This window comes from Mesorhizobium sp. M0615 (assembly GCF_040320805.1).
Classification (GTDB): Bacteria; Pseudomonadota; Alphaproteobacteria; order Rhizobiales; family Rhizobiaceae; genus Mesorhizobium.
In genome coordinates this window covers 438,884-451,995 of the sequence record NZ_JAMYQI010000002.1, presented here as the reverse complement: position 1 = coordinate 451,995, position 13,112 = coordinate 438,884, and the positions used below count along the sequence as shown (strand labels likewise).

7 protein-coding genes and 1 tRNA gene are annotated in these 13,112 nt (G+C 61.3%); 5 read left to right on the top strand and 3 right to left on the bottom strand.

The annotated features are described in order from the left end of the window. The first annotated feature begins 26 nt into the window (after positions 1-26). Genes NKI46_RS04965 through NKI46_RS04955 form a run of 3 tightly spaced genes read left to right on the top strand, consistent with a single transcriptional unit; the run spans position 27 to position 6,081 of the window. Complete coding sequence (locus NKI46_RS04965; RefSeq protein ID WP_352745052.1) at positions 27-1,913, top strand: GAF domain-containing protein; 1,887 nt, start codon at positions 27-29, stop codon at positions 1,911-1,913. A 21-nt stretch (positions 1,914-1,934) separates the two neighbouring features. Continuing rightward, on the top strand, positions 1,935-4,082 hold the full coding sequence (locus tag NKI46_RS04960) for an HlyD family efflux transporter periplasmic adaptor subunit (RefSeq protein WP_352745049.1): 2,148 nt from the start codon (positions 1,935-1,937) through the stop codon (positions 4,080-4,082). A 37-nt stretch (positions 4,083-4,119) separates the two neighbouring features. Next, a complete protein-coding gene (locus NKI46_RS04955) occupies positions 4,120-6,081 on the top strand; it encodes a preprotein translocase subunit SecA (RefSeq protein WP_352745046.1) in 1,962 nt (653 codons plus the stop codon). Positions 6,082-6,429: 348 nt separating this feature from the next. Here NKI46_RS04955 and NKI46_RS04950 read toward each other — a convergent pair whose 3' ends face one another. After that, entirely contained in the window at positions 6,430-7,215 is a 786-nt protein-coding gene (locus tag NKI46_RS04950) for a hypothetical protein (RefSeq protein ID WP_352745043.1), read from the bottom strand. A 165-nt stretch (positions 7,216-7,380) separates the two neighbouring features. Next, a tRNA-Pro gene (locus NKI46_RS04945) sits at positions 7,381-7,457 on the bottom strand. Between the two features lie 200 nt (positions 7,458-7,657). Between NKI46_RS04945 and NKI46_RS04940 the strand changes: the two genes are divergently transcribed. Then, on the top strand, positions 7,658-9,178 hold the full coding sequence (locus NKI46_RS04940) for a phosphomannomutase/phosphoglucomutase (RefSeq protein WP_023738528.1): 1,521 nt from the start codon (positions 7,658-7,660) through the stop codon (positions 9,176-9,178). Between the two features lie 11 nt (positions 9,179-9,189). Beyond that, positions 9,190-11,427, top strand: a complete 2,238-nt coding sequence (locus NKI46_RS04935; protein WP_352745040.1) for a mannose-1-phosphate guanylyltransferase/mannose-6-phosphate isomerase — start codon at positions 9,190-9,192, stop codon at positions 11,425-11,427. A 189-nt stretch (positions 11,428-11,616) separates the two neighbouring features. Here NKI46_RS04935 and betB read toward each other — a convergent pair whose 3' ends face one another. Next, positions 11,617-13,080, bottom strand: coding sequence for a betaine-aldehyde dehydrogenase (gene betB, locus NKI46_RS04930; protein WP_023670741.1), 1,464 nt, complete (start codon positions 13,078-13,080; stop codon positions 11,617-11,619). Positions 13,081-13,112: the final 32 nt, after the last annotated feature.

The following is a 13,112-nucleotide window of genomic DNA, read 5'->3' as shown; positions in this document are numbered from 1 at the left end:
TGGTGCCACGGATCTTGAGGTGTTCTATGGACACCGTTGATCAATTTGAAAAGGACGCGACGAGGGACCGCACCGCGGATTCCGGCAAAGTCTCGGCGGCGGATGATGCCGCGCTTTGGGCGTCGCTTGCGACAGCCGACAACCTGGCAACGTTTTGCTCCTGCTGGCTGGCTCTTCAGTGCAGCCAGATCCAGCAAACGGGGGCAGGCCTGCTCCTGCTTCAGAGCCCAGAAGGTTCGTACCGGCCTGCTGCCATTTGGCCCGACGCCGAAAAGGATGTTTCGTACCTGAGCCCTGGAGCAGAGCAGGCAATCCGAGAACGCCGTGGGGTCGTAAGATCAATCACGGCAAGTACGGGGCCGATCGCGCGTGTGCATGTCGCATTTCCAATCGATGTGCAGGGAAACGCAGTAGGCGTTGTCGTGCTAGACGTTGTCTCCCATGCGAACTTCGATCTCAAGACCGTTTTCCGGCAGTTGCAATGGGGAACCGGGTGGCTCGAAGCGGCCTTGCTGCGACAGCGGGCTGTAGGCGAGATAGGGCTGCTCGCTCGTGCAAATGCAACCCTCGACATGCTTGCAGTCGTTGAGGAACACTCCAGGCTCCAGACTGCGGCGCTGGCCCTAACCAACGAAGTTGCGGCGCGCTTCGGCTGCGAGCGCGTTTCGCTGGGGTTCCATGAGCGGCGCGGAATCCGGATGCGGGCGATGTCGCACTCGGCCTGGTTTCAGCGGAAGTCGGAGTTGGTCGGCACGCTGGAAAACGCCATGGACGAGGCGTTCGACCAGAGACAACCAGTCTCCTATCCCGTGGTGACTGGAACCGAACGGCGGATCGCGGTGGCTCACAAGGAGCTTGCCAATTCAGGCCGGGTCAGGAGCGTTCTGTCGGTGCTGCTCTCAGCCGCAAACGGCCCGATCGGCGTAATGACGTTGGAGCGTCAGGTCAACGATCCTTTTAATCCCGAGGCGGTTCAAACTCTCCAGCTTCTTGGAGCCCTAGCAGGCCCTGTGCTGGAACTACAGCGAGGGTCCGAGCGCTGGATCACTGGCAGGATCGCGACAAACGCTCGGTCAACCGTTACGGCGATCTTCGGACCGCGCCGACCCGCGCTCAAGCTCGCAGTCGTTTTTGCACTCGCTTTGTTCGGGTTTCTCGCGTTTGCCAACACGGAATTCCGGGTATCGGCTAAATCTGTCCTCGAGGGTTCGATACAGCGAGCCGCCGTAGCGCCCTTCGATGGGTTCATCGCCCGAGCAAATGTGCGACCTGGCGACATCGTACAACAGGGTGACGTTCTCGCTACCCTCGACGATCGCGATCTCGTGCTGGAGAGCACGCGGTGGGAGATGGAGGTTCGCAAACTGCAACAGAAACATAGAGATGCGCAGGCGAAGCATGACAGGCTAAATATGCAGGTGCTGCAGGCGCAGATTGATCAGGCAGAGGCCCAAGCGAGCCTAGCCAAGGACAAATTGGCGCGCAGCAGGATTGTTGCCGCGGTCGACGGCTTCGTTGTCTCGGGGGATCTAAGTCAGATGCTCGGTGCACCTGTGCAGCAAGGCAAGGTATTGTTCGAGGTGGCGCCGTTGAGTTCGTATCGGGTCGTGTTGCATGTCGACGAGGAGGACATCCGGCACATTGCAATTGGACAAAAGGGTACTCTCGCCCTCACCGGGGCGGCTGGGCAGACGGTCCCATTCAGTGTCGCCCGGCTGACCTCAGTGGCGACCGCCGAGGACGGCCGTAACTTCTTTCGTGTTGAAGCCGACCTGCTCTCCAACGACCTTCCTCTCCGGCCGGGTATGGAGGGCATCGGTAAGATCGAAATTGGCGAGCGCCGGCTCCTTTGGGTGTTGGGACGGAACCTGATCGAACGCACCAGGCTCCTTATCTGGGCTTGGATCCCCTAATGCCGGACTTGGGAGTACGTGATGGTTGAACCGTTCCTGAGCTCAAACTGGTATAGGGTCTGCGGCCTGAAGCCGATGCTTCGGCTTCATGCGCGCATCCATCGTCATCGCTATCGCGGCAGCGCCTGGTACGTTGTTCAGGACGCCGCCAGCGGCAAGTCCCACCGGTTCACGCCGGTCGCATACTATTTCATTGCCAATCTCGACGGGCGGCAGACCGTCGACGCAATCTGGAACAGTATGGTGGATATGTTCGGCGACAGCGCGCCGAGCCAGGATGAGATCATTGGACTGTTGACGCAGCTTCATAGCGCGGATCTCATTCGCCACGACACTCAGCCGGACGCACTGGAGGCTTTCGATCGGTTCTCCAAGCAAAGTCAGGCGCTATTGAAGCGCAATCTCAAGAGCCCGCTCTCCGTAACCCTACCACTCTTTGATCCCGATCGCTTCCTAAAGGGAGCACTCCCGTTTTGCCGCGGGCTTTTTGGGAAGACCGGCCTGGTTCTGTGGGTCGTCGTTGTTGCACCTGCGCTGTACTTGGCCAGCCTTCACTCACATACTCTGACGGAAAATATCTCGGACCGGGTTTTCGCGGCGCAAGGCCTGCTTTTGATTGCTCTCGTCTATCCTGTTGTCAAACTGCTGCATGAACTGGGACATGGCCTGACGACGCGGGCCTTCGGTGGCGAAGTCCATGAAATGGGGCTGATGTTCCTGGTTTTCTTTCCCGTGCCCTATGTGAATGCTTCGGCATCGGCCGGATTTCGCAGCAAGTATCAGCGTGCAGCTGTGGCCGGGGCCGGAATCCTGGTTGAAACGCTGCTAGCGGCCATTGGGCTCTATGTGTGGTTGATTGTGGAGACCGGCGTCGTGCGGGCAATAGCCTTCGACGTGATGCTCGTTGCCGGTGTTTCGACCGTGCTGGTGAACGGAAACCCGCTGCTCAAGTTCGACGGCTACTTTGTGCTGGCCGATCTTGTCGAGATGCCTAATCTCGCACAGCGCTCATCCGAATTTTGGGGCCGCCTGGTCGAGCGTTATGCCTTCGGTGTCGAGAAGGAACGCACGCTTCCGCTCGGACCGGGTGAACGAATCTGGTTGCTTGCTTTCGCCCCCGCATCATTCATCTATCGAATGCTCATCCTGTTCGGCATTTCGCTGTTTGTCGCAACTCACTACCTGGTCCTTGGCGTGCTTGTGGCACTGTGGGGGATCGTTTCTGGGGTAGTGCTGCCCGCCGCCAAGATGTTGTGGCATGTCATCGCCAGCCCTCGTCTGCGTCGTCATCGGGTGCGAGCGGTCATGGTCACGTCCCTCACCTTGCTCGCTGGAACCGCGCTCCTCTTTGCTGTACCGGCGCCGCACCAGACGATGTCACAAGGGGTGATCTGGCTACCGGAGGAAGCCTACGTCCGCGCCGGCGCTGATGGATTCCTACGCGAACTGAAGCGCCGACCTGGCTCACCAGTCGAACCTGGCCAGCCCCTGTTCGAAAGTGTCGATCCGGTTCTGGAGATGCAGCGTTCAATCCTAAAGGCCCGCGTCAGGGAACTTGACCTTCAGTTCCGTGCGGAACGTTTTGATGACCGTTCGCAGGCCGAGGTGACACGGAAGGAACTGGAGGAGGCCCAGGCTGATCTTGATAGGACCCAGGATCGGTTTCTCCACCTTGTGGCAACCAGCGCCGCCGCAGGAGTCCTTGTCGTTGAACAGAGCCAGGACATGCCTGAGCGCTTCTTCCGCCAGGGATCCGTCCTCGGTTATGTAACGCCAACTGCGGCGAGTATCATCCGCGTTGTGGTCTCTCAGGACGATATCGATCTGGTGCGAGAGCGATTGCTTCGGGTCACTGTGCGCATGCCGGGACAGAGTGGCGCGGCGCTTCCGGCGGAAATTCTGCGTGAAGTGCCTGCCGCCTACGACAAGCTTCCGAGTAAGGCTCTGACGTCAGGCGGTGGTGGCGCCATTGCCGTTGATCCGCGTGACGCCGAGGGACTCAACTCCCTAAGACGCTGGTTCCAATTTGATCTGAAGACCTCCGCTGACGCTCTCCCACCAGCTTTTGGGAGCCGCGTCTATGTTCGGTTCGAGCACGAATGGGAACCGGTTGGCCTGCAGATGGCGCGCCGACTGCGGCAGCTCTTTCTGTCCCAGTTCCATGCGTGAGGACACGATCAGGCCTTGGAGGATCGCTGACCTCCGGATGGTGCCGTTTCCCGAAAGACGGCGGGAGACCGCGAGCGCTCTCGATGATGCTCTCACCAGAGTCCAGGCAAAGGTCAAGCGCCGACCAAATGTGACATTGAGCGGCTTCAGAACATTTCTGGAAGACGTCGAGCGCTTTGGGGACGAGTATCGAACGCTCGCTGACAACAGCATCTCGGTGGCCGCTGAAAAGGTCAAGCTGGCCCTCTCACGTGAAGGACTTGCGGAAAGCGTCGTCGCTCGTTCATTTGCGCTGATAAGAGAATGCTCGCAACGTCTCCTCGGCATGCAGCATCATCCGGTGCAACTTATCGGTGGTTATGCACTTCTCAAAGGTCGACTCGCGGAGATGGAAACGGGTGAAGGCAAGACGCTCACGGCGCTCCTGCCAGCGGCCACAGCCGCGCTCGCTGGAGTTCCAGTCCACGTCGTCACTGTTAACGACTATCTTGCACAGCGGGATGCTGATCAACTCAGGCCCGTCTATGAGAACCTTGGACTAACGGTAGGGCTGGTGCTGCATGGGCAAGATCCATCGGTTCGTAGCGCTGCCTACGCTTGCGACGTCGCCTACTGCACCAACAAAGAGCTTACCTTTGACTACCTGCGGGATACGATCGCGCTGCGCGGGCGTCGAAGCGGTGCTCGTGTTCTGCTAGACAAGACGATCGGTGACGGGCAGCAGGCATCGCAGCTCCTGTTGCGGGGGTTGCATTTTGCAATTGTAGACGAGGCCGACAGCGTGTTGGTCGATGAAGCCAGGACACCCCTCATCATTTCGCGCGAGACTGACGATCCGGCTGCGACCGAGGTTTACAAGGCTGCGTTGGATCTGGCTAAAGATCTGAAGGCCGGTGAGCACTATCGCTTGTTGGGCAGCGAGAGGGCAGTCCGGCTGACCGAGCGAGGGCGGGCCTTAGTCGCTGGCACAGACGCCTCAGCTGTGGGCGGGCTTTGGGCGTCGCGAAGAGTGCGCCTCGAATTGGTGGAGCAAGCCCTGTCCGCCCTCCACCTCTTCAATCGGGACATCCACTATATTGTGGCAGACGGGAAGGTACAGATTGTCGACGAGTATACTGGACGGGTCATGGCTGACCGGTCTTGGGAGCGCGGCCTGCATCAACTGGTGGAGACGAAAGAGGGCTGTAAAACAACCGGCCGCCGGGAGACGCTCGCGCAGATAACGTATCAACGCTTCTTCAGGAGATATTTGTGGCTGGCGGGGATGACCGGCACGGCCGCGGAGATTTCGACCGAGCTGCAGGAAGTCTATGGGCTTGAGGTCGTCAGAATTCCGACGCACCGCGAGGTCCAGCGACGAAGCTTGGGGGTACACCTTTGCCGGACCGCTGAGGAAAAGTGGCGCAAAGTCGCCGCCCATGTGCGCGAGTTGAGGAAGCTCGGAAGACCAGTCCTCATTGGGACGCGATCGGTCGAAGCTTCTGAGCAACTCAGTGCATTGCTCAGTTCGCATGGACTTGGCCACACGGTGCTGAATGCCCGTCAGGACGCGGAGGAGGCGGCCATCGTTGCGGCTGCAGGAGAAGCAGGGCGCATTACCGTAGCGACAAACATGGCAGGTCGAGGAACTGACATTCGGCTCGCGCAGAGCATCGTCCAAAGTGGCGGACTACATGTCGTTCTGACGGAATTCCACGAATCTGCTCGCATCGATCGTCAGCTCTTCGGGCGATGCGCACGTCAGGGCGACCCGGGCAGTTTCGAGGCTATCGTTTCGCTGGAGGATGAACTGTTTCGCCGCTACGCCAGAGTCCTTGCTCGAATTGTGTACGCGATTGCACTAGGCAGACCAGAGTTGGCGTCTGGCCCCTTCTGTCGTCTGCTGCGGTGGTCCGCACAGCGTTCGGCGGAGAACAGAAATCTGTCTGCCCGCAGGCAGACCATGAAGCAGGACGCTAAGCTTGAGAAGGCGCTGGCGTTCGCCGGGGCTCCAGAATAGCAGGTCCGGATCTGAACGGCAGCTTTCGAAGATCTGACTCGATTGCGGTCGGTCCGGTTTCGGCCCCTTCAAGCCATTCGATGCTGTGACGTCTACAGCGGCACGGTTTGAACTTGGGACCCCCCTTTGCCATGCAAGTTAGCCGGGCGATCGCTATCGATGGTCCGGTAGGCATCGAAGAGGTCCTGTCCTAGCCAGGTTTCGGTGAGACAATCTCGACGAAAAAAATAAGGATCTTGAAAGGCCTATTCTGTCCCACTTTCAAGACTGGCCATTGAAAAGGTTAGTTTTTTGCTTCCCGGCTAGGGGCGCCACCGCAGTAGCGTCCGTCGACCGCTAATTACCAACTCAAGTGAACCGGTCGATTGCGCGATTAACCGAAGCACGGGCGAGCCGACCGAATTCGCTTCGCGGATGATCGCCATATTGCCCTTCGCCGAGCCACTGGGGGATCAGGTCGCCCTGTGAAGCAAAATGCTCTACATGGACAACCGTTATTAGATCATCCTCGTAGGTCACAGCATTGATCTCCCTCATGGTTCTCCCGCGAACGGCCGAGAGCAAGGTGCGTGCCTCTCGAACGTAGTTCTGGTGTGATCCCATCCCGAACATCACGACGAGCTTGGTTGCCTTCGGGAGGTTGACCAAGAATTGGGAAGCGCAGTTTCTGGCAACCTCGGAGCCAAATGGTGTCGCGACAAATCTGTCTAACATGCCGCCACCCGACCCTTTCCATTCCAGCTCCCTTTGGTCGTAACGCTCAACGCTGCATCTGATAAGAGATCCGAAGTGGAACAGCCCGCTCTTGTCGGCGATCATAGAATCGACCGCGGCTGCCTGGGATTCGCGTGTCCCTTTTTCCAAAAGTCCCACGTGCGCAAGAATTCGCCCGACGTTCGGACGGCTGCCTTTGTAAGCTATCTGGTCGTGAGGGGTTCTTGCAAAGCTCCCAGCCTGGGTTGGCCCCTTTGAGAATCCGAGAATGACGATCCGAGCATTGGGGTTTCCCCAAGCTAAGGGATTAGCAGTGATGCGCCAGTCCTGATCCTCTCGACGGCTACGATCGAACAGGACATTCTCGCCCCTGTAGCATGATTTGCAGTCGATGCGCCCATGAGCGGGAAGGCAGCTCATCCGGTCCCCCTGACATCTTGTTGTGGGTTCGCTGATGACCCAATCCGACGTAGATCCCATGCGACGTCGCCCACCCCAGCCCTGAGCGGTAAATACATTCGGTCGTTTCTGTGGGGATATCTGTGGGGTAGCGAAAGTGCGGGATCGCTAACCCTTTGTTTTTTCTGGTCGGAGTGGCAGGATTTGAACCTGCGACCCCCTCGTCCCGAACGAGGTGCGCTACCAGGCTGCGCTACACTCCGTGACCAGACCGCGGGCTTATAGCTGCCGCATACCGTTCCTGCAAGCGGCAATGGCAGCGCTTCTGTCGCATTTCGTTGGCTTTCGTCGGGCATTGCCGCAAAGCTTGGCTTTCCCTCCCGGGATAAACCCGGCTTAAAGCCTTGTGTGCTAAGTCGCAGCCTCGATAGATCGTGTTTTCGCCATCTGGAGCTTTGCTGCCTTGCCCCTGAAAATCGTAGGCGACGCCCGGCCCAACAGCTTCGAATTCGAAACCGAAGCGCTGATCAAGGCGTCCGGCTTTCGCGAATACGACGCGCGCTGGTGGTTTGGCCATGCCGGTTCGACGCAACCGCCGGACCTGAACCTGATCGGCGTCCAAGCGTTGGGCATGGGCCTGGGCACTTTGATCCGCCGTCTTGGCGCGGGTCCCGACATCGTCACCGGGCATGATTTCCGTTCCTATTCGCTTGCCATCAAGCTGGCGCTGGTTTCCGGCCTGATGGCTGCGGGCGCAAAGGTGAAAGACATTGGCCTGGCGCTGTCGCCCATGGCCTATTTCGCCCAATTCGCGCTCGACGTGCCATCCGTCGCCATGGTCACGGCGTCGCACAACGAGAATGGCTGGACCGGAGTCAAGATGGGTGCGGCGAGGCCGCTCACCTTCGGACCGGAGGAGATGAGCGCACTGAAACAGATCGTGCTGTCGAGCGACTTCGATCTTGCCGGCGGCGGCTCTTACGAATTCGTCGCCGGTTTTCGCGAGACCTATCTCGACGATCTGGTCGGCGGCAAGCACATCGCGCGCAAGCTCAGGGTTGTGGCCGCTTGCGGCAACGGCACTGCCGGCGCCTTCGCGCCACAGGCGCTGGAGCGCATCGGTTGCGAGGTGATCCCGCTCGATGTCGAGCTCGACCACAGTTTTCCGCGCTATAACCCGAACCCGGAAGACATGCAGATGCTGCATGCCATCAGGGACAAAGTGCTGGAAACAGGTGCCCATGTCGGCCTGGGTTTCGATGGCGACGGCGACCGTTGCGGCGTGGTCGACAATGAGGGCAACGAGATTTTTGCCGACAAGGTCGGCGTCATGCTCGCGCGGGACATATCAACCCAATATCCCGGCTCGACCTTCGTCGTCGACGTCAAGTCGACCGGCCTGTTCAACACTGACAGCGTGCTCCAAGCCAATGGCGCCGTCACCGATTATTGGAAGACCGGCCATTCCTATATCAAGCGCCGCGTCGCCGAGCTTGGCGCCGTCGCCGGCTTCGAGAAGTCGGGCCATTTCTTCTTCAATCCGCCGATCGGCCGCGGCTATGATGACGGTCTCATCACGGCAATAGCCATATGTGAGATGCTCGTCCGCAACCCCACAAGTTCGATGGCCGATCTCTATCGCGCGCTGCCGCTGACCTTCGGCACGCCGACCATGTCGCCGCATTGCGCCGATGACGTGAAATACGGCGTGGTCGATCAGGTGGTGGCGGACTTCCAGGCGATGCAGCGCGCCGGCAAGGCTTTTGCCGGCCAGAAGATCGCTGACCTGATCACCGTCAACGGCGTGCGCATCGTGGCCGAAGATGGCACCTGGGGCCTGGTACGGGCGTCGTCGAACAAGCCGGAGCTTGTCGTGGTTGTCGAAAGCCCGGTATCGTCCGACCGCCGCCGGCAGATGTTCGAGGCGGTCGACGCCGTGCTGCGCCGCAGCCCCGAAGTCGGCGCTTACAACCAGACGTTCTGATTGGACCTTTCATGACCGAGCGCATCGTCAGTTTTGTCATGAGCGGCGGTGTCGGTTCGCGGCTGTGGCCGCTGTCGCGCGAGGACAACCCGAAACAGTTCCACGATCTTTCCGGCGACGGCTCGATGCTGGCCAAGACACTGCGCCGGCTGACGGCGCGGCCGGAGGGCGAAACGCCGATCTTCCTGATCGCCGCCGAGCGCCATGCCGAGCGCGTGCATGCCGACCTTGCCGGCCTCGACCTCGCCGGCGGTGGCCCGCTGTTCGAGCCGACCGGGCGCAACACGGCTGCCGCCGTGGCGCTGGCCGCGTTGCGCACATTGTCGGAGTTCGGCGACAGCCTAGTGCTGGTGGTGCCGTCAGACCATGAAATCGCCACGCCCAAGCAGTTCTGGCAGAGCGTCGAGGCGGGCAGCCAAGCAGCGCTTGCCGGCCGTCTGGTGGTGTTCGGCATCAAGCCGGCGCAGCCCGAGACCGGCTATGGGTATATCGAAGTCGCAGCCGAAAGCGGCGGCGTCTTCGACGTGTCGCGCTTCGTCGAAAAGCCCGACCTCGCCACTGCGCAGAGCTATCTCAGTGCGGGCACCTTCTACTGGAACACCGGCATTTTCCTGTTTCGCGCCGGCGCCATGCGCGACGCCTTCGCCACCTTCCAACCCGACATCTGGCAGGCCACCGAAACCGCCTACAAGGCGGCAACGAGCGACCTGTCCGGCCTCTATATGCCGCTCGACCTCTACGCCGCCATCCCGTCGAACTCGATCGACTACGCCATCATGGAACGGGCCAAGGACATCGCGATGGTGCCGGCCGGCTTCCGCTGGAACGACCTCGGCTCCTGGCAGTCGCTGCTTGATGTCGGCCCTGCCGACGCCAAGGGCAATGTCGTCGTCGGCGATGTCGTCGCCATCGATTGCGAGAACTCCTACATCCGCAGCGACGGCCGGCTTTTGTCGGCGATCGGCATGAAGGATGTCGCCATCGTCTCGACCGCGGACGCCACCTTCGTTGCCCCGGTCAGTCACAGCCAGCACGTCAAGAAGATCGTCGAGCAGCTGGAGAAATCGGGACGGCTGGAAACCAGGTTTACGCCGGCACACGACCGCGTCATCGAGAGCGGCGCCTGGCGTCGGCGCGTGCATCACTGGCTGTTCGAGGAGACCTTGCCGCTTTGGTCGACTTCAGGCGTCGATGAGCGTCATGGCGGCTTCCACGAGGCGCTCGGCTTCCACGGCGAGGCGCTGTTGAAGCCCAAGCGCATGCGCACGACGGCGAGGCAAGTCTACGCCTTCGCCGTTGCCAAGGCCCGCGGCTGGGACGGTCCAGCCGATCGCCTGATCTCCCATGGCATCGCCTTCATGGCCGGCAAGGGCCGCACGGACCGGGGCGGCTGGGTGCGCACGCTCAATGTCGACGGCTCCGTCGCCGACCCAACCGAGGATGCCTACGACCATTCCTGCGTGCTGCTGGCGCTGGCGCATGCGCATATGTGCGGCAATCCGGATGCGCTGCGGCTGGGCCAGGAGACCTTCGTGTTCCTCGACGCGCATCTCGAGGACAGCCGCATGACCGGTTTCCTCGAGACGTCGGACGGGGAGGGCGAGCGGCGCTCCAACCCGCATATGCATCTGCTCGAGGCCTTCCTCGCCTGGTATGAGGCGACCGGCGACCGCACCTATCTGCGCCGCGCCGCGCGCATCATCGACCTTTTCCGCAGTCATTTCTTCGATGCCGAGAGCTGGACGCTGGGCGAATATTTCGACGCCGGGTGGAAGCCGGCCGCCGGCGAGAAGGGCACATGGACCGAGCCCGGCCATCATTTCGAATGGGCCTCGCTGCTCACCGATTTCGTCGCCCGCAGCGGCCAGGGCGAGTTGAGCAATTTTGCCCGCAAGCTCTACGCCTCGGCCATCGCCAACGGCCTCAACCGCGCCACCGGCCTTGCCTACGGTGCGGTCTCCCGGCAGGGCCTGCCGCTCGACCTCGTATCGCGCAGCTGGCCGCAGGCGGAAGCGATCAAGGCGGCGATTGCGCTGGATGGCTCGGGCGGTCCCGACCTCAAGCCCGAAATCGAGGCGCGCGTCGGCCGGCTATTCCGCTGGCACATCGACCCGGCGCCGCTCGGCCTGTGGATCGACCGCATCGACGAACGCGGCCGCTCCTTGGCATCGGACGTGCCGGCCAGCATCTTCTATCATCTGGTCTGCGCGCTGACGCAGTATCTTGATGGGACAGCGCAGAAGGGGTGAAGCGTTGGAGCTGCCAATCTCCCCCCTTGCGGGGGAGATGCCTGGCAAGGCAGAGGGGGGTGCTGTCCCGCCGACGTCTCAGCTACTCGAAGATCAGACCAAAGGTTGGCGATCCGTCACACCCCCCTCTGGCCTGCCGGCCATCTCCCCCGCAAGGGGGGAGATCAGCTGTCACTTCGCTTTCAACCCTCAATACGGGCTCGCTACATCCCCGGTCTCGACATACACCGCCTTCAGCTGCGAATAGAGCGCTAAAGCCGCCAGCGAGTTCTCGCGCCCGATGCCGGATTGCTTCACCCCGCCAAACGGAATTTCCACCGGCGTCAGATTGTAGGCGTTTATCCAGCAGGTGCCGGCCTGCAGTTCGGCGATCACCCTATGGGCGCGCTGCAGGTCGCGGGTGAAGACGCCGGCGGCGAGGCCGAATTCGGTGTCGTTGGCGCGGTCGATCACCTCGTCCTCGCCGTCGAACTTCAGCACGCTCATCACCGGCCCGAAAATCTCCTCGCGCGCAATGCGCATCGTATCGGTGACACCGGTGAACACCGTCGGCTCGACAAAGAAGCCGCCATCGAACCCTTGCAGCGACGGCACGTTGCCACCGCAGGCGAGCGTTGCTCCATCCTGCCTGCCGGCCGCGATGTAGGAAACGACCTTCTCCTGCTGCGCCTTGTTGACCAGCGGCCCCATCTGCGTCTCAGGATCGAGCGGATCGCCGATGCGGATCTTTTTCGTCCGCTCGACCAGCCGGTCGACGAAGCGGTCATGGATGCCGCTTTGTACGAAAACACGCGTGCCGTTGGAGCAGATCTGCCCGGTCGAATAGAAATTGCCGAGCATGGCGCCGCCGATGGCGTTTTCGAGATCGGCATCGTCGAACACGATCAGCGGCGACTTGCCGCCGAGTTCCATCGTCGCATGCTTCATCTTCGAACCGGCGAGCGACAGCACCTTGCGGCCGGTCGGCACCGAGCCGGTCACCGAAACCTTGGCAACGACATCGTGGCCGACGAGGCCGGCGCCGACATCGCCATAGCCTTGCACGACGTTGAACAGCCCGTCGGGCAGGCCCGCCTCTGAGTAGATCTCGGCCAGCGCCAGCGCCGACAGCGGCGTGTTTTCCGAAGGCTTGAATACCATGGCGTTGCCCATGGCGAGCGCGGGGGCGGATTTCCAGCCGGCGATCTGGATCGGATAGTTCCAGGCGCCGATGCCGACGCACACACCGAGCGCCTCGCGGCGCGTATAGGCAAAAGGTCCACCAAGATCGATCGCATCGCCGTTGAAGGCGGCAACCGCGCCGCCGAAATATTCGAGGCAGTCGGCGGCCGATAGTGCATCCGCCACCAGCGTCTCCTGGATCGCTTTGCCGGTGTCGAGCGTCTCGATCCGCGCCAGATCGGCGTTGCGCGCGCGCAAAATGTCGGCGGCGCGGCGCAGGATGCGGCCACGCTCGACCGGCTTCATCCGCGCCCAGGCCGGTTGTGCGGCCCGCGCGGCTTCGATGGCGAGCTCCAGCACGTTCGGAGTCGCCGAATGCAAGGTGGCGATGACCTCACCGGTCGCCGGATAGATCACCGGCAGCGGCGCGCCGCCTTCGTCCTCGATGTAGCGGCCGTTGACATAGTGCGATGCCGTTGGCTGGGCGCGCATGCTGTTCTCCAGATGTATTCGCTATTGCGGAG

Excerpts from the sequence above, each read along its gene's own strand:
- NKI46_RS04965 (WP_352745052.1), top strand. The coding sequence starts at position 27 with ATGGACACCGTTGATCAATTTGAAAAGGACGCGACGAGGGACCGCACC.
- NKI46_RS04960 (WP_352745049.1), top strand. The coding sequence starts at position 1,935 with ATGGTTGAACCGTTCCTGAGCTCAAACTGGTATAGGGTCTGCGGCCTG.
- NKI46_RS04955 (WP_352745046.1), top strand. The coding sequence starts at position 4,120 with ATGGTGCCGTTTCCCGAAAGACGGCGGGAGACCGCGAGCGCTCTCGAT.
- NKI46_RS04950 (WP_352745043.1), bottom strand. The coding sequence starts at position 7,215 with ATGAGCTGCCTTCCCGCTCATGGGCGCATCGACTGCAAATCATGCTAC.
- NKI46_RS04935 (WP_352745040.1), top strand. The coding sequence starts at position 9,190 with ATGACCGAGCGCATCGTCAGTTTTGTCATGAGCGGCGGTGTCGGTTCG.
- betB (WP_023670741.1), bottom strand. The coding sequence starts at position 13,080 with ATGCGCGCCCAGCCAACGGCATCGCACTATGTCAACGGCCGCTACATC.